The sequence below is a fragment of the Streptomyces sp. NPDC053079 genome (assembly GCF_044546695.1).
Lineage (GTDB): Bacteria > Actinomycetota > Actinomycetes > Streptomycetales > Streptomycetaceae > Streptomyces.
On record NZ_JBITZJ010000004.1, the window covers coordinates 26089 to 47947 of the forward strand.

Genomic DNA, 21859 nt, shown 5'->3' on the forward strand with positions numbered 1-21859 from the left:
TCAACGTGATGGGGTCAGCGGTCGTTCTCACCGTGAGCGGGCGGACCACGGCCCTACAGGGCGCCCTTTCGCTGGAGATAGCCGAAGCACGCCCAGCCCGGGAGTACGGGCAGCCAGAAGATGAGGATGCGGTAGAGCAGGACCGCCGGGGTGGCGATCTCGATCGGCACGTGGGCGAGCCCGACGAACGTGCCGATCAGCGCGCCCTCGATGGCCCCGATCCCGCCGGGGGTGGGAGCGGCGGAGCCGACGGCGTTCGCCGTGAGGAAGACCACGGCGACGACGGCGAGGCTCGCGTGGCCGCCGAACGCGCGCAGCGAGGCGTCCAGGCAGGCCACGAACGCCGCGGTGAGCAGCAGGTATCCGCCGAAGCCGACGGCCAGCCGGTAGGGGCGCTGCAGGAGGTCCAGCAGGTGCGGCACGACTCCGGCGAGCAGGGGGCGCAGCCGGGCGGCGACGAAGCGGCGCAGGGGCGGGACGGCCGTGACGGTGAGGACCAGGACGGCTGCGGTCAGCAGGCCGGCGACGACGGTCCGGGAGGGGGCCAGGTCCGTGCCCTGCTCGGTGCCGCCGATGTAGCCGAAGGTGAACAACAGCACGAGGTGGCAGGCGAGTCCGGCCAGTTGGGAGACCCCGACGCTGGCCACGGCCTGGACGGGGCGGACGCCGGCCTTCTGCAGGAAGCGGGTGTTGAGGGCGACGCCGCCGACGGCGGCGGGGGTGACGAGTTTGACGAACGATCCGGCGATCTGGGCCAGGAGGGTTCGGCCGAAGGGGAGCCTGCCGGGGACGAATCCGATGAGGCACATGGCCGCCGCCAGGTGACTGAGGGCCGCCGCGGCGAAGGCGGCGAGGACCCAGGCGCCGTTCATGTCGGCGAAGTCGATCTGGGTGGCGGGGAAGGCGGTGAGCAGGGAGTAGACGGCGATGGCGCCGCCGATGGCGGTGAAGAGGGTCTTGGGTTTGAAGCGTTCGAGGCGGACGGGGGCGGCCGGGGTCTCGGGGACCATGTCCAGGATGAGCCGGCGGATGCGGGAGAGCAGGTCCCCCTCGGTGGTGCCCCCGGTAGTGCCCTCGGTGGCGCCTTCGGTGCTCTCCTCGTCGCCGTCCGGTGCTTCGGCTTTGTGTTCCCGGTTGTAGCGGCGCAGGTCGGCGCGGGTGGAGCGGCTCAGGCCGATGGGCTGGAGCAGGGGCAGCGCGGCCGCGACCCGGGTGGGGCCGAGGACGTCGGCGGCGGTGGCGACCGCCCGCTCGGGCCCGGCGCGCAGGGCGAAGGTGGTGAGCAGTTGCGCGATGTCCATGCGCAGGGCGAAGTCGCCGGCGGCGACGTCGCCGTGGGAGAGGTTGGTCAGATGCGCCGGGCCCTGTGCGACGGCGAGCAGGGACTCGCCGGTGAGGCGGCGGTGGGCGATCTGCCGGTCCTGCAGGGCGCGGACCGATTCCCACAGGCCGGTCAGCAGCTCGTCGGTGACCTCGGCGTCCGGCAGTTCGTCGAGGGTGCGGCCCGCCACGTGTTCGTAGACGAGGATCACCGCGTCGGGGCCCAGCTCCGAGGTGGCGACGAGGCGGGGGGCGCGGGCGCCGGCGGAGGCGGCCGCGTAGGAGATGAGGCTCTCGTGTTCCAGGGCCTGGCGCGGGGAGCGCGGGCTGCGGCGCACGGCGGCGGAGCGCAGCCGTATGCGGCGCCAGAGGCGGTAGAAGAATCCGGAGGCCTGCAGTTCGCGGTCGATGACGTGGACGTCGAGCGGCGGGCCCTGCTGCTGGGCGACGTAGTAGCGGTGGGTGCCGCCGGGCCCGTCGGGGGCGCGGTGGGCGGTGGCGGGGTGGAAGCCGGCCTTGCGGAGTTCGACGAGCAGGCTGCGGCCGGTGGTGCGGGCGTTGGGCGAGCCGAGGGCGTAGCGGGTGCCGTGGGCGACCGTCCAGCCGAGGATGACGGTCAGGGCCAGGGACATCGGGGAGTTGTAGCCGCTGATCAGTTCGGTGCCGCCGTTGAGGACGACGACCGACCACAGGGCGATGCGCCATCGGGGGCGGCCGGGCGGGGCGGCTGCCGTCATGTAGGCGATGACCGGGACGAGGTAGCCGTGGACGGGGTCGGTGAGGCCGCCGCCCGGCTGGGGGGATCGGGTGAGGGCGTTGCGGATGCCCTCACCGGCGCCTTCGACGACCCACCAGTCCAGGCCGAGGGTCAGGCTGTGGGCGAGGACGGCGGCGAGGACGCCGTCGGCCAGGCGCATGCCGTCGCGCCTGGCCAGGCGCTCGACGGTGAAGGCGAGGGGGACCAGGAGGACGGCGGCGCCCGCCAGGAGGCCTGACAGGGTGGTGGACAGGCCGTGGACCTTGGTGGCCCCGGAGGTGATGTCGCTGGTGATGCCGGTAGTGGTGTTGTGGGCAATGCCGGCGAGGGCGAGGACGGCGACGACGCCGAGCAGGCCGGCGAGGAAGCGCAGCAGGTCCGAGGGCCGGTGGACGCGGGCGGCGAGCAGCGGCTCGTCGACGTGAACGCGGGCCGTGCCCGGCGGGGTCTGTGCCGGGGGCTCGCCGTCGGGGCGGGCGCTCTCGACCGCACGCGGAGGGAGGGTCACCGGTGGACGCGCCCCGCCTGCTCGACGCCGGCCCGCGCCCGGTCCCCGGGGCTGCCCCCGGCTCCGGCGACGACGGTGCTGGCGGGGGCGGGCCGGAAGACCCAGGTGCGGTAGGCCCAGAAGCGGAAGAGGGTGGCCAGGCCGAGGCCGATGATGTTCTTCGCGACGTTGTCGGCAAGGGCCGAGGTATAGCCGAAGCCATAGTGGGACAGGGCGAGAAGGCCGTTTTGAATGACCATTCCCACACCACTGAACAGGACGAACAGGGCGAATTCCCGGGAACGCCGGCCACCGGTCCGGCTGCTGTACGTCCAGTAACGGTTGCCCAGATACGTGGCGACGACAGCGACTGCCGAGGCGATGAGTCCGGAGCGGACGGGCTGCAACTGCAGCAGGTGCAGGCACAGGTTGAACACCGCGGTGTCCACGACCCACCCCAGGCTCCCCACCGCCCCGAACCTGACGATTTCGCCACCTATCCATGGGGGCCGTCGGTTCAGCATTCCCAGTCCGTTCCTCATCGTCTCGCACGTCCGTCTGTCGGCAGTGAGTTCAACACATGCTAAGCGCCGTCGACTTTGCGGACTGCTTGCTTCCGGCCGTAGTGCGTGTGACGTGCAGCGATACCGCTTGTCTTGATCCTTTAGCGACGATACGTTGTCCGGCAAGCGCACAGACGTTCTGTTCCCAAGTGCGCTATGACAAGGAGGGGTTTTCCATGGAGAAGATGGAAGAGCAGGTTTACGCGGATCTGTACGAGGCTCCCGCCCTGGTCGAGGTCGGCGAGTTCTCCGAGGACACGCTGGGCTTCGGTAGCAAGCCGCTCGACAGCTTCGGCCTCAACTTCCGGTAAAGGCTGATGTCGCGCACCGAGTTCGTCGTCCTGCCGGATGTGGCCGATGCCCGGCCCGCGGCCGCCGCGGCTCCGTTCGAGGAACCGCGGATGGTGGCACATCCGTCGGGCCGCCCTTGGCTGATCGGCCATTGGCAACCCGGCGAGGTCCTTCTGGCGACGGCGGGTTCGGTGCACGTGGCGGTGATCGGGTTCTGCCCGGTCACCGCCGGACAGCTGACCGAGCTGGCCGGCCGGGTCCGCACCGTGGCCGACGTCGACCGGCTCTCCCGGGCACTGCCGGGCAGCTTCCACCTCGTGGCCGTCGTGGACGGCCGCATCCGGATCCAGGGCAGCCTGACCGGCGTGACCCGGATCTTCCACGCCCGTTTCGAGGGCGTCACGGTGGCGGCCGACCGGGCCGACGTGCTGGCCGCGATGACGCGGGCCCCCGTCGACCAGGACATGCTGGCGACCCGGGTGGCCTGCGGTGGCATGCTGCCCCCGCCGCTGGGCGAGCGCAGCATGTGGCGCGGGGTCACGGCCCTCGCCCCCGACCACTACCTCCTGCTGGACCGGACCCGCGCGCGGGAGGTCCGCTGGTGGTGGCCGCCGGAGCCCAGGACCTCGCTGACCGAGGGCGCCCAGGCGGTGCGCGAGGCGCTGACGACGGCGCTCTCGGACCGCCGGCCCGACGACGGCCGGCTCAGCTCCGACCTGTCGGGCGGCATGGACTCGACCTCCCTGGCCTTCCTCGCGGCCCGGCACACCCCCGAGCTGCTCACCTTCCGGTGGGGCGAGGCCGAGGCGGGCAACGACGACGCCTTCTACGCCGCCCGCGCCGCACAGTCCCTGCCCCTGGCCGAGCACCTGGTCGTACCGCAGAGCGAGCTGCCGGAGATCTTCGCCGACCCTGCCACGGCGGCCGACCCCGAGCAGCCCTACCCCTTCACCCGCACCCTCGCCCGGACCGTGCACACGGCCCGGCTCCTGGGCGAGCACGGCTCACGGCTGCACCTGGCCGGGCACGGCGGCGACGAGCTCTTCGTCAAGTTCCCCGGCTATCTGCACCGGTTGCTGCGCCACCGTCCCCTGACGGGACTGCGCCACATGCGCGGTCACCGCGCCCTCAGCCGCTGGCCGCTGGCCGCCACGGTCGGCGAGCTCGCCCGGCCGGGCACCGCCGCCGCTTGGTGGAACGACCAGGCCGACCACCTCGGCGAGCCGTCCGTCGCCTCGCGGCACCCTCCGCTGGGCTGGGGCTTCGTACCGCTGCGCGCCCCGGAATGGGTGACCGGCGACGTACTGGCGAGCACGCGCGGGACGCTACGGGAGACGGCCGGGCAGGTCCGCCCCTTCGCCGAGGACCGCGGACAGCACCAGTTCCTGCTCGCCCTGCGCACCACCGGCCCGGCCTACCGGCAGATGGCGCGCCTGTTCGCCGCCGAGGGCGTCGAGCTGCACATGCCGTACTTCGACGACCGCGTCGTGGAAGCCGCCCTGGCCGTCCGGCTCCACGAGCGCGCCACGCCCTGGCGCTACAAGCCGCTGCTGGCCGACGCCATGCGCGGCATCGTCCCCGACCTCGTGCTGGACCGGTCCACCAAGGGCGAGTTCAGCCGTGACCTGCACATCGGCTGGCGCCGGCACCTGCCGCAGCTGCTGGAGCTGTTCACCGACTCGGCGCTGGCCGCCGACGGACTGATCGACCCGCAGACGCTGCGCGACCGGCTGCTGGCACCCCAGGCCGACAACACCCGGCACATCGCGGTGGAGCACCTCCTCGGCTGCGAGACCTGGCTCCGCGCCGCACGACGACCCGTATCCCTCCGGAGAACCGATGACCCTGCGTCTGCACCCTGACGTCGCCAGCACCGACACCGACGACGGAATGGTGCTGCTCCACCAGCGCACCGGACGGTACTGGCAGCTCAACCCCACCGGCTCGCACGTGCTGCGCAGCCTGCTGGAGGGACTGAGCACCGATCAGATCGCCACCGCCCTCGCCGACCGCCACCGCATCGACCCGCAGCTGGCGCGGCGCGACGTCCTGCGCGTGGTGGAACAGCTCGGCTCCGCCCGTCTGCTGGAGGGCACGCCGTGAGCATGCCGGTCGCCCTGTCCGGGCGACGCCGGCTGCCCCCGCACCGGCGTCTGCTGCCGCTGGCCGCCGTGGGCGCCGCCCGGCTGCTCGCCGAGCTCAGCCCGGCCCGGCTGCGGCGCGTGCTGGAGTTCGTCCGGCGCGGCGCCCCGCCGGCCACCCCCGAGCAGGCGCTCGCCGCGCTGCAGGCGGTGACCTCGGTCAGCCTGCGCTGCACCGGCCAGGCCTGTCTGCAGCGCTCCGTCGCCACGGTACTGCTCTGCCGGGCCCGTGGCACCTGGCCCACCTGGTGCACCGGCGTGCGCACCAGCCCGTTCGCCGCCCACGCATGGGTGGAGGCCGGCGGCGAGCCCGTCGGTGAGCCCTACCCGGCCGGGCACTACCGGCCCCTGCTCACGGTCCCTCCCGCCTGACCCACGTACCGAAGAGCAAGGAAAGACGTGTCCCAGGACAGAACCGCCGGGTCCGAACCGATGATCAAGGCGGTCGGCGTCCGCAAGAGCTTCGGCGGCGTGCACGCCCTCAACGGCGTCGACCTCGAGGTCGCCCGGGGAGAGGTGCTCGGCCTCCTCGGGCACAACGGCGCGGGCAAGACGACGCTGGTGAACATCCTCTCCACCGTCTCCCCCGCGTCCGGCGGAACCGTCGAGGTCGCCGGGTACGACGTGGCCACCCACGGCCGCCAGGTGCGCAGCAGGATCGGTGTCACGGGGCAGTTCGCCTCCGTGGACGAGCAGCTGTCCGCCTTCCACAACCTCGTGCTGATCGCGCGGCTGCTGGGCGCCGGCCGGCGCGAGGCGGCGGCGCGGGCGGAGGAGCTGATCGAGGCGTTCGCGCTGACCGAGGCCGCCCGGCGGCCCTCGCGCACCTACTCCGGCGGCATGCGCAGGCGGCTCGACCTGGCCGCGAGCCTGGTCGGCCACCCCGACGTGCTCTTCCTCGACGAGCCCACCACCGGGCTCGACCCCACGACCCGGATGGCCCTGTGGGAGACGGTGGAGAAGCTCGTGGCCCAGGGCACGACCGTGCTTCTGACGACCCAGTACCTGGAGGAGGCCGACCGGCTCGCGGACCGCATCACCGTGCTGTCCAAGGGCGAGGTCATCGCGTCCGGGACCAGCGCCGAGCTCAAGGCGGAGACGGGCAGCCGCTCCGTCCACGTCCGGCTCGCCGCGGCCACCGGCACGGCGACCGCCGTCGCGGCGCTGACGGCCGCGGGTTTCGAGCCGATGGCGGACACCGGGCGGACGCTGTCCATGCCGGTCGCCACGTCGGCCGACCTCGCCGAGGTGGTCCGGGCGCTCGACACCGTCGCGGCGGAGATCGACGAACTCGCCTACAAGGAACCGACGCTGGACGACGTGTACCTGGCGCTCACCCAGGCGTCCCGAGCCGTCCGCACCGCGGTCTGAGATCCCAGGAGTCCCCTTGGCCATTCAGGAACGCGCCGCGGACACCGCTGTCCGCGCGCTCCACGACCGTGCCGGGTGGCGCGGCAACGGCCCCGCCACCCAGCTGTGGGTGCTCACCGGACGGCAGATCCGGGCGATGTACGGGGACCGGCGCCTCGCGCTCTTCGGCCTGCTGCAGCCCCTGATCATGCTGTTGCTGCTCAGCCAGGTCTTCGGCAGCATGACGCGCCCCGCCCAGCTGCCCCACGGCGTGCCCTACATCGACTATCTGATGCCGGCCCTGCTGGTGACGACCGGCATCAGCTCCGCCCAGCTCGCCGGCATCGGGCTCGTGAAGGACATGCAGAACGGCATCGTGGCCCGCTTCCGCACCCTGCCCGTGCGGCTCCCGCTGGTGCTGGCGGCCCGGTCGCTGGCCGACCTTCTGCGGATCTTCACGGAGCTGGTCGTGCTGCTGGTCTTCGGAACGGTCGCCCTGGGCTTCCGGCCCGAGGGCGGGGCGGCGGGCGTGGTGGCGGCGCTGCTGCTCTCGACGTTCGTCATCTGGTCGTTGATCTGGGTCTTCATCGCGCTCGCGGCCTGGCTGCGGAAGGTGGAGGTGATGACGAGCATCTCGGTGTTCTTCATGTTCCCGCTGATGTTCGCCTCCAGCGCCTTCGTCCCCCTCGACAACCTGCCCGGCTGGCTGCGGGCGGTCGCGCAGGTCAACCCCGTCACGCACGCGGTCGGCGGAGCCCGCAGGCTCGCCCTCGGCTGGGACCTGGGCTCGGCCGTCCCCGGGGCGCTCGGGGCGGGCGCGGTGGTCCTGGCGGGCGCCGGCTTCGTGGCGGTGCGCTGCTTCAGCCGTCCGCCCAACGAATAGGGCGCTTCTTACGCGCGGGAGGCCGCAGCCTGAAGGCTGCGGCCTCGTGCGTGTGCGCGGTGGCGGCGGCTGCTAGTCGCAGGCGGTGGCGCCGCGCTTGGCGTCGATGATCGCGCTGGAGGCGCCCTTGGACGTCTTCATGATCGCGTAGACGTAGCCGCAGCCGCCCTTCTTCTGGAAGACCGGGCCCGCGTACTGGGAGAAGGTGCCCTCGTTCACGGAGCAGGGCTGCGCCGTGTAGTTGGAGCACAGCTTCAGCTTCATGTACTTCGCCGAGCCGGTGTTGTTGTCGAAGATGGCGCAGGTCGGGATGTCGTTGTAGCTGCCGCCCGGGGGGATCGGCTTGGCGTAGGTGAACAGCGTGCCCTTGCGGGACTCGTCCGGAAGGCGCTCGGCGTAGTTCAGCGTGTAGCCCGCTCCGCAGAGGCTGGTGCCCGCCGCGACGGCTGCCGGGTTGGCCTTGGCGATCGCGCGGGTGTTCGCGTCGGCCTTGGCGGTGACCGTGACGCCGGGCGCCACGGTGACGTCGGCGGCCTGGGCCTGCGGCACGGCGAACCCGAGCACGCCGACGGCGGCGGCCGCACCCATGACGACGGGCCTGGCGAAAGTGAACATGTACGCCCCCTATTGCGATGGTCGAGAAATGCGCGGAAGGCGAATCCCGCGATCAGGACGGAGCGTAGAACAATCGCCCGCCCGGCGGGCACCCCGGACAGCGAACCGGAATACGGGCTTTTACTTCTGCGGCGGTGCGTGACCCTTTCACATCACTCCATCGACCCCCTTGTGGTGATCATTCGGACACCCGCCGGGCCGTGCGGTCACCGGGCGCGCACGGAAACCTCCGATGTGACGTTGACCATGCCGCCGAAATCCTCCGGAATTGCCGCAACGAACACATTCGGAGGTCCGAATTCCGCATTTCGATTTCCCGCATGTAGCATGCACGGGTTTCCTTGAAATTCTTTATCGGAGCTCTCCCGGCTGTGTAGCGTGTGGCCTCGCTCGCCTTTCCGTGTGATTCGAGACGGGGTTACATGCACAGACGCAGAAAACACTCGATACCCATCGCGGCAGCGGTACTGGCCGTGGGCGCCTCGACGCTCCAGGCGCCGGCGTCCTGGGCGGCGAACCGCACGTCCGCACCCGCCGCCGAATCCCGGGCCGTACAGCAGGACGGGCCCTCGCCCGCGGCGGTGCCTCCGGCGGACCGCAAGGCCACCCTCGGCAAGGGGTGGGAGAGCTCCGCGGACCGGGCCTGGACGACCAGCGGCGACGCCGACGGCTTCCATCTGCTCGTCGCGGACAAGAAGAACGGCTACGCCTGGCGGACGGCGGCATCGCTGTCGGAGCCCGGCTTCGACACGGACATGTGGATCGGCAACGCCTGTGTGACCGGCTCCGGTCAGCGCGCGGTGGTCGCCTACGCGCCGCGGACGTTCACCAACAAGGCCCAGCTGATGGCCCGTGGCGCCTTCACCGCCGTCGTCGACCTCGCCTCCGGCAAGGTGACCAAGCTCGACCAGCAGGCCTCACTTGCCTATTTCAGCCCCGGCTGCGGTACGGGCGAGACGGCGGTGCTGACCCAGGCCGGCGGCGAGGACAAGAACGCCACCCGCCTGCTGAAGGTCGACGCCGCGGCGGGCAGGCTCGCCACGACCGTCGAGCTCGAGGGCCAGATCACCTCGGCCGTCCCGGTCGGCAAGGACATCGTGGCGGCGGACGCCGCCCGGCTCGTGCGGATCGACGACTCCGGCAAGCGGACCGCCATCGCCACGACGGCCCAGATCCCCTTCCAGCTCAAGCCCGACAGCGACGGCGGCGTGGTCTACCTCGACCGCCCCGCCACCAAGGCCCCCTCGCTCGCGGCCCCGACGCCCGCCTCCGCCAAGGGCGAGGTCAAGCGGGTCACCGCCGGCGACATCGCCGAGGGGGACGCGAAGAAGGCGAAACCATCGGTCCTGGCCACCGGCGCGCTGACGAAGATGGACCTCTCGCGCAGCGCCCGCGGCACGGTGTTCATCACCGGTGAGACCACCGCCGGCGCCAAACTGCCCGGCTCGGTCAAGCGGCCCTCCGGCACGCCCAAGGAGGCGCAGGCCACCACCCGTGGCGAGGCCCTCGTCACCGACACCGTCTGGGCCTCCGGCAAGGATTCCCGCATCCGGCCGGACGAGGCGCTCACCGCCCGTACCGTCAAGATCGGCATGACGGTGCCCGGCACGGGCAAGTCCGCCGGGTTCCAGGTCACACCGGCCGGCGCCGGGAAGGCGGCGGCCACCGGCCGGGAGCGCTCGCCGAGCCTCGCCTCGGGCCCGGGCGCGAAGAAGCCGGCCGCACCGCGCGCCCTGGCGGGTTCGCCCAACAACCCGGTCGAAGCGGAACGTTACTGCTCGGTGCCCCGCAACGACCCGGGCAAGATGGCCATGCAGCCCAAGCCCCGCCAGGTCGAGTGGGCCGTCGACCAGGCCATCACCAACAACCTGAACAAGCACATCTCCCGCCCGGCGAACTGGAAGAACACGGGCATGTCGGCGTACCAGCCGCAGTCCCTCTTCCCGCGCGCCGAGCTCGAGGGCGGCGGCCGCGTTCCGGCCCAGGTGATGCTCGGCATCACCGCGCAGGAGTCGAACATGTGGCAGGCGGCGCGGATGGCCGTGCCCGGCGTCACCGCCAACTCCCTGATCGGCAACTTCTACGGCATCGACTACAACCCCGACGGCAAGCAGGCCGACCCGTGGGCGATCAACTGGGCCGAGGCCGACTGCGGTTACGGCATCACCCAGATCACCGACGGCATGCGGATGCACGGCAAGGAGAAGAAGGACGAGAAGCCGCTCACCACGACGCAGCAGGAAGCCGCGGCGCTGGACTACACCGCCAACATCGCGGGCGGCATCAACATCCTGATCGACAAGTGGAACCTCACCCGTCGTGACGGCCTGATCGTCAACAACGGCAAGCCGCAGTACATGGAGAACTGGTTCTTCGCGCTGTGGGCCTACAACGCGGGGTACTACCCCAAGGCCCAGGCGGCCAAGAACGGCGGCCTGTGGGGCGTCGGCTTCACCAACAACCCCGCCAACCCCCTCTGGAAGGCCAACCGCACACCCTTCCTCGAGGACGAGTACGGGCGCGACCGCTACAAGGACGCCTCGCACCCCCAGGACTGGCCCTACCAGGAGAAGGTCCTCGGCTGGGCCGCACGGCCGCTGGAGGCCCTGGAGTCCCCCGGCAAGATGGTCTCCGGCTTCCGCCCCGCGTGGTGGACCACGCCCTCCCTGCGCACACTGGTGAAGCCCGCGGAAGGCCTGTTCTGCACCGAGGCCAACAACTGCGACAAGAGCAAGATCGGGCCGAACGACCAGAACACGCCCGGCCTCGGCGCCTGCAACCGGCAGGACCTCAAGTGCTGGTGGAACCAGCCGGTCAGCTGGAAGAACTGCGACTCCGCGGCCTGCGGCAACGAGATCCTGCGCTTCGACGACACGTACAAGGAGGAGGCGGACGGCGAGGCCTACAAGCCGAACTGCTCCAAGGACGGTCTGCCCGCCGGAACGCTCGTCGTCGACGACCTGCCCGCCGGCACCCCGACGACCCGGCCCGGCTGTGGCAACGTGACCTCGGACGGCTCGTTCAAGTTCACCTTCGCCACCAACGAGGGCGCCGCCGGGCTGTACCCGTCCAAGATGGACACCCACCAGCTGGGCGCCGGGTACAACGGCCACTTCTACTTCGCCCACACCCGCGGCAGCGGCACGGCGACCGACAACCACGACCTCACGGTCACCGGCACCTGGACGCTGGGCCAGCAGATCAACGGCTGGGCCCGGGTGATGGTCCACACGCCCGACAACGGTGCGCACACCCGTCAGGCGAAGTACGTGGTCGACACCGGCAAGGGGACCAAGTTCCGCGTCGTGCCGCAGCGCACGCTGGAGAACAAGTGGGTCTCCCTCGGCGTGTTCCAGTTCTCGGGTACGCCCAAGGTCTCGCTCGACAACCACTCGCTGGACGGGGACGGCAGCGAGGACATCGCCTGGGACGCGGTCGGGTTCCAGAAGCTGTCCGCCAAGCCGAAGGACTTCGTGGTCGCCATGGGCGACTCCTACTCCTCCGGTGAGGGCGCCTCGAAGTCCGGCGGCGGCGACTACTACAAGGAGACCGACCTCTACGGCGACAACGACAAGCTCCGCAACGCCTGTCACCGCTCCCGCAACGCCTGGTCCCGCCAGGCGAAGCTCGCCGACTCCGGCAGCTCCATCGGCGCCCGGGCGGACTCCTGGGACACCTCCATGGACTACCACCTGATCGCCTGCTCCGGTGCCACCACCGACAACATCCTGCCGGGCGGCGAGAACGGCCGGGTCGCCTGGGACCAGATGCAGTACGGCGAGCTGACCCAGCTCGACCAGGGCTACCTCGACGAGAACACCTCGCTCGTCACCATCTCCATCGGCGGCAACGACTCGCGCTTCTCGAAGATCATCAGCAAGTGCATCTTCGGCGGCATCGGACTTCCCGAGGTCTGCCAGGAAGGCACGCTGGACGGCGACGGCGAGGCGCTCAAGGACGCACAGCCCAAGGTCATGAAGGGCAAGGTGCGGGCCGCCGTCGCCGAGACGCTGAAGGCGATCCACAAGAAGGCGCCCAACGCGAAGATCGTGCTCATGGGGTACCCGATCCTGCTGGAGAAGGGCGGCCAGTGCATCATCGGCATCGGCACGGCCGAGGCCCCCTGGATCAACGAGATGGGTGAGCTCATGCTCCAGGTGATGGACGACGCGACGGCGGACGCCAACGCCGCCGGGGCGAACGTCGCCTTCTCCAACCCGAAGGAGTTCTTCAAGGGCAAGGCCGTCTGCGGCGACCCGGAGAGCGTGCACGGCATCGTGACGGACAAGACTCCGGGCGACAATCCGAGCACGAAGGAACAGCCGGCATCCGCGCAGTCCTTCCACCCGAAGACAGAGGGCGCCCGGCTGTACGCCGACTCCCTCGAGAGCACCCTGCGGAAGATCGGCATGTAGGAAGGGGCGATGAGGATGAGAGCAGCCCGGGAGGAGCGTTCCGTGGTACGACGCGTGCTGGACGACCGCTTGACGGTAGTGGGTGCCGCCCTCGTCGGCGCGGCCGTCGGCGCGGCCGGCCTGGAGATACTGCGCCGGGCCGAGGAGGCCGAGTCCCGCGTGTGCGAGAAGGACCCCCTCCAGGGCTGCCTCACCCTCTATCCCCTGATGGGCATCGCCGGCTGGATCGCGGTGGCCCTGGCCGGCTTCGTGATCCTGCTGTGGGCCCTGCGCGTCAGGCCCCTGGCCGGTGCCGTGGCGGCCTGCACGGCGCTGTCGCTGTGCACCATGATGCTCTGGGCCGAGGTGGGAGGGCTCGCACGGTCCTGGCTCTTCTACCTGATGAGCACGGCCGGCCCCGCTCTGGTCGTCGCCCTGCGCTCACCGCGCATGCGGCGCCCGGCGTCGGTCGTGCTCGTCGCCCTGCTCGCCCCGCTCCTGTTGTGGATGGGGTGGAGAAGCCTCGCCTGACCTGTGCTCCCGCTCTCACCGCCGGAAGGTGAAGCGCAGCAGGCTCGCGTGGCCCTGCTCGAACAGCCGCACCGACGCCCGTAGACACCGTTCGTGGTCCGCCGTCGTCTCGTCGCCGACGAGGGCTGCGGCCCGCGCCCTGGAGGCGAGCAGCCGCTCCAGCCAGCAGCGGCAGGTGGGGGCGTAGTCCTCGTGGTCGTTGCGCACCCGGACGCACGTCAGGACGCCGGAACTCGCCTCGTGGATCTCCGCCAGGCCCGGCGGCTGGGCGCCGGGGAAGAGCGTGAGCGCCGTGAGCACCGCGTCCCGGGCCGCCTGCGGGCCGTCCGGCGGGTATCCCGCGGCCACGGTCTCGAGGCAGAGCCGGCCGCCGGGCCGCAGCCACGAGCGGCACCGGGTGAAGAAGGCGCGGTAGCCGGCGACCTTCTCCTCGCGGGACAGCTCCAGTCCGGCGATGTGCTCGAACGCCCCGGCGCACAGGATCGCGTCGTACCGTGCGTCCGGCCGGTGATCCGCCCAGCCCTCCAGCCGTACCTCGCAGCGGGCCGCCCGCTGCCGTGCCCGGGCGGCCTGCCGCCGGTCGAGGGTGAGGCCGACGGCATGCCCGACGCCGTGGGTGCGCACCAGGCGCTCCAGGGTGCCGCCCCATCCGCAGCCGATGTCCAGCACACGGGCGGCCCCGCCCGCCCCCGCCTGCGCCGCGAGGTAGTCGATCTTGCGGATCTGGGCGTCCTCGAGGGTGTCGCCGTCGGCCCACAGGGCGCAGGAGTAGGTCATCGTCCGGTCCAGCCACAGGGCGTAGAAGTCGTCGGGAAGGCCGTCACCCCGCTGCGCCGGCATCGCCCCGCTCCCCGTCAGGCACGTACGCGCTCCCGGGCTCGGGTTCCTTCGGTGCCTCCAGTGCCTTCGGTTCGGTGCGCTGCGGCGGGATCCGCCGCTGCGGTGCGTCGCCGTCCCCGGCGGTGGACAGGCCGAGCCGCAGGTGGATGATGCGGGCGATGTCGGCGATCGTGCCGTCGCTGCGCAGCAGTTCCATGGGCGGGATGTCGACGTCGTACTGCTGCCGGAGCGAGGTGAGGACCTCGGTGGCCATCAGGGAGTCGATGCCGTAGGTGTCGATCCTGCGGTGGTGGTCGATCTTCTCGACGGGCAGCTGGGCGACGTCGGCGAGGACCTTGGCGAGGGAGTCGGCGATGTACTTCTGGGATTGCCCGGGCGTCATCCCGGAGAGCTTGGCGAGGATCTCGTCCCGGGTCGGGGCCCGGTCGCCGCCCAGCGCGGGGACCAGGTCGGCGAAGCGCGGCACGCCCACGGTCCGCAGGAGGCCGCGCAGCGTGATCCAGTTGTAGCGGCCGGTCCCCGCCACGTCCCGGTCGCCCGTGAGGAACTCCTCCACGACCTCGAACGCCTCCTGGGGCATGACCGGTTCGATGCCCACCTGGCTCATGGTGTCCACGAGGTTGTTGCGGGCGACGTAGCCGGTCCCGCCGAGGGCTCCCAGGGCGACGGCCGTCGCGGGCAGGCCGTCGTGGCGGCGCCTGCGGGCCAGCGCCTCCAGGTAGAGGTTGCCCGCCACGTAGCTGGACTGGGCGAGGTGGCCGACGGCGGCGACGGCCGAGGAGTACGCCAGGAACAGGTCGAGGGTGCTGCTGCGGGTCACGGCGTCGAGGACCGCTCCGCCGCCGATCTTGGCGGCGAGGCCGGCCCGGAACCGCTCGTCGGAGAGCTCGGCCAGGAAGCCGTCGTCCAGGTACATCGCGGAGTGGACGACTCCGCGCAGCGGGCGCCCCCGTGCCTCGGCCTCCGCGACGACCTCGCGGATCCGGGCGGCGTCGCAGACGTCCAGGGCGTGGGCCCGTGCCTCGACGCCCCGGTCGGCCAGCTCGGCCAACAGGGCCGGGGCCTCGGGCGAGTCGGCGCCCCTGCGGCCGACGAGGGCGAGGTGACGCGCGCCGCGGGCGGCCAGCCAGCGGGCGGTCGCGGCTCCGAAGCCGCCGAGGCCGCCCGTCACCAGATAGGTGCCCCGGGGGTCGAGGCGCGCCGGGCGTACGGTGCGTTCGACCCTGAAGGGCTCGTCCAGGTCGTCGAAGGCGACCACGACCTTGCCGATGTGCCGTGAGTGCTGCATGAGCCGGAACGCCTCGGTGACGCGCGCGGCCGGGTGGACGCTGTGCAGCAGGGGCCGGTAGCGGCCGCACCGCACCAGGGAGGCGACCTCGGCGAACTGTTTCATGGCCAGTTCGGGGTCGTGGAGGAGCCGGCTGAGGTCGACGCCGAAGAACGCGATGTTCTTGTCGAACGGGCGCAGCCGCAGCGGCTTGTCCTCGTGGATGTCGCGCTTGCCCAGCTCGATGAAGCGGCCGCCCGGGCGCAGGGCCTCGAGGCCGCGTGCGATGGCCTCGCCGGCCAGGGAGTTCAGCACGACGTCGACGCCGCGGCCGCCGGTGAGCTCGCGTACGTCCTCGGCGAAACGCAGGGCCCGGGAGTCGAGGACGTGCTCGACTCCCAGCACGCGCAGCAGGTCGCGCTTGACGCCGTTGCCCGCGGTGGCGATGACGTGCGCGCCGCGCCTGCGGGCGTACTGGAGCGCGGCGAGTCCGACGCCGCCCGTGCCCCCGTGCACCAGCACCGTCTCGCCGGCCGAGAGCCGGGCCAGGTGTCCCAGCGCGTAGTGGACGGTGAGGAAGACCACGGGCAGGGTCGCGGCCTCGGTGAAGGTCATCCTGTCCGGCATCCGGCCGAGGGCGTGTTCGGTGGTGACGACGTGGGAGGCGAACGTGCCGGGCGCCAGGCCGAAGACGCGGTCGCCCGGTGCGACCGTGCTCACGCCGGGGCCGGTCGCTTCGACGACGCCCGCGCATTCCATGCCGGGTCCGGGCTGCCGGGCCGGCCGCTGGGCCCCCTCGACGGGGGGCAGGACGCCGACCGTCTGCATCAGGTCGCGGTAGTTCAGTGCCGCGGCGCGCACGGCGACGACCACTTCGCCGGGGCCGGGTGCGGCGGGGGCCCCGGTCTCGGTCCAGGCGAGCCGGTAGGCGAGCCCCGGGTCGCGGACCTCCAGTGCGTAGGCGGGCACCTCGCGGCTGTCGGCGGTGCCTTGCGGGGTCTCGCTCACGTCCACCGCGCGGGGGACGAAGCGGCCGCGGGCCGTGAGGGCGATCTCGTCCTCGTCGGTCGGGGTGAGCAGTTCCCGGGCCACGCGGTGGCCGTCCCCGGCGGGGTCGTCGCCGGTGCGTTCCAGGGAGAGCCGGCGCACCGTCAGCCGGGGGTGTTCGTTGGCCAGCGTGCGGGTGATGCCCCAGGCGGCCGCGTCGAGGGGGGCCGCGGGGCGTTCGGGGGCGGGCAGGGCGCCGCTGGGGCGGGACACCAGCCACAGAGTGGGACGGACCCCCTCCGGCAGCCCTTCGCAGGCGGCCGCGAGGGCCCGGAGCACCGCCGCGCGACGGGTGGTGACGTCGAGCAGGTCCTCGGGGGACGGCTCGGTGGTGTCGTCGCCGTCCAGGAGCAGGACGACGGTGACGGCGGCCGCGTCGCCGGGGAGCAGTTCTTCCCATTCCCGGCGGGTGCCGGCCGCGGCGGGGGCCCGCAGGACGCGGCCGCCCGCGCTCCCGAGTGCGCCGGCCACCGCGTCGGGCAGGGCCCGGTCGCCGGTGCTCTCGCCGGCGACGATCCATACCGCCGCCTCGTCCGCGGCCGGCAGGGCCGTCGTGGGTACGGGGCGTTCGGGGGCGGCGGCCAGCAGGACGGATCCGTGGGCGTCGGCGACGCGGCGCCCTTCATCGGTGCGGACCACGTCGGTGAAGCCGCACTCGCGCAGCAGCCGCGGCCACCGTGCGGCCGGCAGCAGCAGGGTGTCGGGCCGCAGGTCGTGGTCGGTGCGGCTCCAGAAGCTCTCCAGGGCGCCGAAGAAGAGCGCGATGCTGTCGGCGTCGTGCTGCTCGATCACCAGGAGCTGTCCCCGGGGGGCCAGGAGGCGGCGCACCCGGGCGAGGGAGCCGCGCAGGTCCTTGGCGGTGTGCAGGGCGTTGGACGCCACGATCAGGTCGAAGCCGCCGTCGGTCAGTCCCTGTTCGGCGGGGTCGGTGTCCAGGTCGTACGTGCGGTAGTCGACGAAGTCGTAGGCAGCGAACCGTTTCTCGGCCCGGCCGAGGAAGAGCGGGGAGAGGTCGGTGAAGACGTAGCGGGTGCGTTCGGGCGGCAGCAGCGGCAGGAGGGCCGCGGTGGTCCCGCCCGTGCCGGCGCCGATCTCCAGGACGCGCAGGGGCCGGTCGGCGGGCCAGTGACCGGTCATGGCCGTCAGGAGCGCCTGGGCCAGGCGGTTGTGGAAGCGGTACCACGGGGCGATGTCGAAGAAGTGCTCCACCAGTTCCGTGCCGCCTTCGGCGAGGAACTCCAGCGGGTCCTTCGTGCCCCGCAACACCTCTGCCAGGCTCCGTGCGTGGCTGGACGACAGGGCGGCCTCGGCCGCGTAGGCCGGGAAGTCGCGCACCAGCCCCTGGGCCGCCTCCTGTGACGTCGTCTCGCGCGCGGTCAGCCGCCACGTGCCGCCCTGCTCGTGCCGTGCCAGGCCGCGGCGTTCGAGGAAGTCCAGCAGGAATGCGGTCAGCCGGCGCAGGTGCGGGGCCGCGTCCGGGCCGAGGATCGCGTCCGGGGTGAAGGAGGCCGTGGCGTCGGGCAGATCCCCGGCGACGAACTCCGCGAATCCGAGCGCCACGACGTGTTTGTGCGACTGCCGCGCCCGCGCGTAGCGCAATTCCCGCCACGCCGCTCGCAGTTCGTCGATGCGCGGCTGCGCGGCGGCCAGGATGTCCGCCGGCGCGGGCAGGGGTGAGGGGGCGGCGGGGACGTCCGCGTGGGGCTGGGCCCGCATGACGCCGGCGTGGCGGCTCAGGGGGGTCCCCCGCAGGCCGTCGAAGCGCCGCAGCCGGCATCCCTCCAGCTCGGCCATGACGGTGCCGTCGGGGTCCGTGACGGTGACGTCCCAGCAGATCTCCGTCCACGTGCGGCCGCGCTCGCGCAAGTGGAACAGGCCGTGGTCGGGGGGCGCCTGCCAGACGCGGAGGGCGTCGATCGCGCCGGGCAGGAAGGCGTGCCGGCGTCGCAGGTCGCCGTTCATCAGCGGGAGGCCGGCCTGCAGCGCCCCGTCCAGCAGGGCCGGGTGGATCTCGTAGTCACCGGAGGGCGCCTCGTGCCGGTAGGCGGCGAGGACTTCGCCGTCTCCTGCGTGCAGGGTGCGCAGGGTCCGGAAGGCCGGTCCGTAGTCGAGCCCGGCTGCGGCGACGGTCGCATAGAGCTCCTGCGGGTCCGCCTGCCGCCCGCAGCGCTCGCGGACCGCCGTGACGTCGACGGGGCCGGGCCGGGGGCGCAGCAGCCGGCGCACCCGGCCGCGGGCGTGGTGCACGGGGTCTCCCGCGCGTCCGACGGCGCTGGTGACGGTCACGGCGCCGTCGTCGGGGGACAGCTGGACGTAGAGGTGCGTGCCGGCGGGGTTCTGCCAGGGGACGGGGAGCGCCCGGGTGATCTCCAGGTGGGCCAGCTCCGCCCGGGCGCCCAGCACCCGCCGGCCCGCCGCCAGCGCCATTTCGGCGTAGCCGGTGGCGGGTACGACGACCGAGCCGCCGACCCGGTGGTCGGCGAGCCAGGGGACGAGCACGGGCTCGACGGCGCCGCGCCAGGTGGGTTCGTACAGCGGCATCCGGTCGCCGAGCAGGGGATGGTCCACTCCCCCGTCGCGGAAGTTGCCGGCCCAGGCGCCGGGGGATCCGTTCCAGTGCCGCTGCCGCTGCCAGGGGTAAGCGGGCAGGCCGGCGACGCGTCCGGGGACGGGGAAGTGGACGTCCCAGGCCAGGTCGGCGCCGGCGGCGGCCAGCGCGGCGACGGCGGTGTCCAGCGCCGCCGGTCCCCCGGCGTCCTTGGCGAGGGTGGGCACGACGGCCACGGGGGCGGTGCGCTTCTCCGTCAGCCTGCGCAGGTAGGGCCGCAGGACCGGGTGCGGGCCGATGTCGACGAAGACGTCGTACCCCCGGCCCAGGAGGTACTGCACCGCCGGGGCGAACAGGACGGGTTCGCGTACGTTGCGCCACCAGTACGCGGCGTCCAGTTCGGTGCCTTCGACGGCGCCGCCGGTGACGGTGGAGACCATCGGGATGCGGACGGGTGTGGGGCGCAGCCCCGCGAGGGCGGCCGTCAGGGGTGGCCGGACGGGGTCCATGGCGGGGCTGTGGAAGGCGTAGTCGACGTCGAGGACGGTGCAGGCGACGCCGTCGCGGGCGAGCTCGTCGGCGAGTGCGGCGAGCCGGTCCGCGGGGCCCGAGACCGTGACGTCGCGGCCGGTGTTCACACAGGCGACCGTGAGCCCGGGGTGGGCCTCGACCGCCTTCTCGGCCCTCTCCCGCGGCAGGGACACGGCGGCCATGCGCCCGGCCCCGGCGGTGGCGGCCTGGGCGCGTCCGCGGGCCGCGATCACGCGGGCGGCCTCGGCCAGGGTCAGGGCGCCCGCCACATGGGCCGCCGCGATCTCGCCGACGCTGTGCCCCACCACGGCGGCCGGTTCGACGCCCCGGCGCCGCAGCACCTCGACCAGGGCGATCTGCACGGCGAACAGCAGGGGCTGGGAGACGTCGGTGGCGGCCATGCGCGTCGCGAGCGAGGGGTCGGTGAGGGCGCACACCACCGACCATCCGGTGTGCGGGGACAGCAACGCGTCGACGCCCTCGACGGCTTCCCTGAACACCGGATCCTTGGCGAGCAGGTCGACGCCCATGCCGGCCCACTGCGCGCCGTTGCCGGAGAACGCGAAGACGACGCGCCCGCGGCCGACGCCTTCTGCTACCGCGGTGCGCTGCCCGGCCGGGGTGGACGCCGTCCGTTCGGGCTCCGGCGGGGTCCCGGCCGCCGCCGGTTCGTCCGGGGCCGCGAGTTGCCCGGCGAGCGCGGTGAGCCGGGCGGCGGCGTCGGCGGGGTCGGTGGCGAGCACGGCGGCGCGGTGGGGGTGCTTGCCGCGGCGCAGGCAGGCGGTGTACGCCAGGTCGTAGAACTCCCGGGGGTCGGCCTGCGCCATGCGGGCCGCGGTGCGGCGGACCGCTTCGGCGAGCGCGTCGTGGGTCCGGGCGGAGACGACCACGGGGCGGGCCGTGTCCGGCGGGGCCACGGCAGGGGCGGTGACGGGCGGCGGCGGTGCGAGGATCACGTGCGCGTTGGCGCCGCCGAATCCGAAGGAGTTGACCCCCACCACGCTGCGCCGGCCGATGTCCGCCTCCCGGCAGTCCAGCGCCGGCGTCAGCCGCAGCGCCGTGAAGTCGACGTGGGGGTTGGGCGGTTCGGCGTGCAGGGTCGGGGGGATGACGCCGTGCCGCAGCACGAGCAGGGCCTTCAGCAGGCCCGCGATGCCGGAGGCGGGCTCCAGGTGCCCGAGGTTGGACTTGACCGAGCCGATCGGGAGCTCGCCGCGGGTGCGGCGGCTGCCCAGGGCGCGGCCGATGGCCTCGCACTCGATGGGGTCGCCGACCGGGGTCCCGGTGCCGTGCGCCTCCAGGTAGGCGAGGTCGTCGGGGGCGACGCCCGCCCGGTCGTACAGCAGCCGCAGCAGGCTCTCCTGGGTCTCCCTGCGGGGCAGCGCCAGGCCCGGGGTGCGGCCGTCGCTGTTGGATCCGCTGTCCACGATCACGGCGTGGACGCGGTCCCCGTCGGCCATCGCGTCGGTCAGCCGCTTCAAGACGACCACTCCGCCGCCCTCGGCGCGCACGTAGCCGTCGGCGCCGGCGGAGAACGACCGGCACCGGCCGGTCGGTGAGAGCATCGACGCCTGGGAGAAGCCCACGTAGTGATAGGGGCTCAGCAGCAGGTTCACGCCACCGACCAGCGCGGCGCGGCCCTCTCCCGTCCGCAGGCTCCGGCAGGCCTGGACGAGCGCCACGAGCGAGGACGAGCAGGCGGTGTCCACGGCCAGGCTCGGGCCGCGCAGGTCCAGGAAGTGGGAGATCCGGTTCGCGGCGATCGACGAGGCGGCGCCGGACATGGTGTACGCGTTGACGCTCTCGGTCATGAGCAGCTGCAGCGCGCCGTAGGAGTGGTCGGAGATGCCCACGAACACGGCCGTGTCGGATCCGGCCAGCTTCCGCGGGCACAGGCCCGCGTCGTCGCACGCCTCGGCGGCCAGTTCCAGCAGGAGCCGCTGCTGGGGGTCCATCTGCGCGGCCTCCTTCGGCGAGATGCCGAAGTAGTCGGCGTCGAAGCCGCCGATGTCGTCGAGGAAGCCGCCCGCGTCGGTGTAGCTCTTCCCCGGGCGGGGCATCGACGGGTCGACGAACCGTGTGGCGTCGAAGCGGTCGGCCGGTACGGCGGTGATGAGGTCGCGGCCCTCGCGCAGCGCCTGCCACAGTTCGTCGAGGTCCGTGATGCCGCCGGGAAGCCGGCAGGAGGCGCCCACCACCGCGATCAGCTCGCCGGCGGGGACCGTTCCGTATCCGTCAACGCCCATGGTTCTCAGCCCTTTCCCCAGCAGAGCGCAACCGGTCGCGACGCGACG

At 72.8% G+C, this 21859-nt stretch carries 13 protein-coding genes; 8 read left to right on the top strand and 5 right to left on the bottom strand.

What is annotated here, in order from left to right:
• Positions 1-53 precede the first annotated feature (53 nt).
• Together ACIGXW_RS15955 and ACIGXW_RS15960 are read right to left on the bottom strand one after the other, a co-directional pair.
• Positions 54-2585: a YbhN family protein gene (locus ACIGXW_RS15955; RefSeq protein ID WP_399573531.1), complete on the bottom strand. Its 2532-nt coding sequence runs from the start codon at positions 2583-2585 to the stop codon at positions 54-56.
• On the bottom strand, positions 2582-3034 hold the full coding sequence (locus tag ACIGXW_RS15960; RefSeq protein WP_399573532.1) for a GtrA family protein: 453 nt from the start codon (positions 3032-3034) through the stop codon (positions 2582-2584). Before ACIGXW_RS15960 ends, ACIGXW_RS15955 begins: the two co-directional genes overlap by 4 nt.
• A 269-nt stretch (positions 3035-3303) precedes the next feature.
• Between ACIGXW_RS15960 and ACIGXW_RS15965 the strand changes: the two genes are divergently transcribed.
• The 6 genes from ACIGXW_RS15965 to ACIGXW_RS15990 are packed head-to-tail and all read left to right on the top strand — an operon-like array spanning position 3304 to position 7792.
• The gene (locus tag ACIGXW_RS15965) at positions 3304-3438 is read left to right on the top strand and encodes a lasso RiPP family leader peptide-containing protein (RefSeq protein ID WP_104531718.1); all 135 of its coding nucleotides are present in this window, start codon (positions 3304-3306) and stop codon (positions 3436-3438) included.
• 6 nt (positions 3439-3444) lie between these two features.
• A complete protein-coding gene (locus ACIGXW_RS15970) occupies positions 3445-5280 on the top strand; it encodes a lasso peptide isopeptide bond-forming cyclase (protein WP_399573533.1) in 1836 nt (611 codons plus the stop codon).
• Positions 5258-5521 carry a lasso peptide biosynthesis PqqD family chaperone gene (locus ACIGXW_RS15975; protein WP_360914602.1) on the top strand — a complete coding sequence of 88 codons (264 nt, stop codon included), beginning with the start codon at positions 5258-5260 and terminating at the stop codon, positions 5519-5521. Before ACIGXW_RS15970 ends, ACIGXW_RS15975 begins: the two co-directional genes overlap by 23 nt.
• Positions 5518-5931 carry a lasso peptide biosynthesis B2 protein gene (locus ACIGXW_RS15980; protein WP_399573534.1) on the top strand — a complete coding sequence of 138 codons (414 nt, stop codon included), beginning with the start codon at positions 5518-5520 and terminating at the stop codon, positions 5929-5931. Before ACIGXW_RS15975 ends, ACIGXW_RS15980 begins: the two co-directional genes overlap by 4 nt.
• Before the next feature lie 60 nt (positions 5932-5991).
• Positions 5992-6930 carry an ATP-binding cassette domain-containing protein gene (locus ACIGXW_RS15985; protein ID WP_399574028.1) on the top strand — a complete coding sequence of 313 codons (939 nt, stop codon included), beginning with the start codon at positions 5992-5994 and terminating at the stop codon, positions 6928-6930.
• 16 nt (positions 6931-6946) lie between these two features.
• Complete coding sequence (locus ACIGXW_RS15990) at positions 6947-7792, top strand: ABC transporter permease (protein ID WP_399573535.1); 846 nt, start codon at positions 6947-6949, stop codon at positions 7790-7792.
• 72 nt (positions 7793-7864) lie between these two features.
• Here ACIGXW_RS15990 and ACIGXW_RS15995 read toward each other — a convergent pair whose 3' ends face one another.
• On the bottom strand, positions 7865-8407 hold the full coding sequence (locus ACIGXW_RS15995) for a hypothetical protein (RefSeq protein WP_399573536.1): 543 nt from the start codon (positions 8405-8407) through the stop codon (positions 7865-7867).
• A 422-nt stretch (positions 8408-8829) separates the two neighbouring features.
• On the opposite strand from ACIGXW_RS15995, the gene ACIGXW_RS16000 reads away from it, so the two are divergent.
• Together ACIGXW_RS16000 and ACIGXW_RS16005 are read left to right on the top strand one after the other, a co-directional pair.
• Entirely contained in the window at positions 8830-12822 is a 3993-nt protein-coding gene (locus ACIGXW_RS16000) for an SGNH/GDSL hydrolase family protein (RefSeq protein WP_399573537.1), read from the top strand.
• Between the two features lie 15 nt (positions 12823-12837).
• Positions 12838-13332 carry a hypothetical protein gene (locus tag ACIGXW_RS16005; protein WP_399573538.1) on the top strand — a complete coding sequence of 165 codons (495 nt, stop codon included), beginning with the start codon at positions 12838-12840 and terminating at the stop codon, positions 13330-13332.
• Positions 13333-13347: 15 nt separating this feature from the next.
• On the opposite strand, the gene ACIGXW_RS16010 is transcribed toward ACIGXW_RS16005, so the two are convergent.
• Both ACIGXW_RS16010 and ACIGXW_RS16015 read right to left on the bottom strand, forming a co-directional pair.
• Complete coding sequence (locus tag ACIGXW_RS16010) at positions 13348-14172, bottom strand: class I SAM-dependent methyltransferase (RefSeq protein ID WP_399573539.1); 825 nt, start codon at positions 14170-14172, stop codon at positions 13348-13350.
• Entirely contained in the window at positions 14153-21811 is a 7659-nt protein-coding gene (locus ACIGXW_RS16015) for an SDR family NAD(P)-dependent oxidoreductase (RefSeq protein ID WP_399573540.1), read from the bottom strand. The genes ACIGXW_RS16010 and ACIGXW_RS16015 overlap by 20 nt, the downstream gene beginning before the upstream one ends.
• Positions 21812-21859 lie beyond the last annotated feature (48 nt).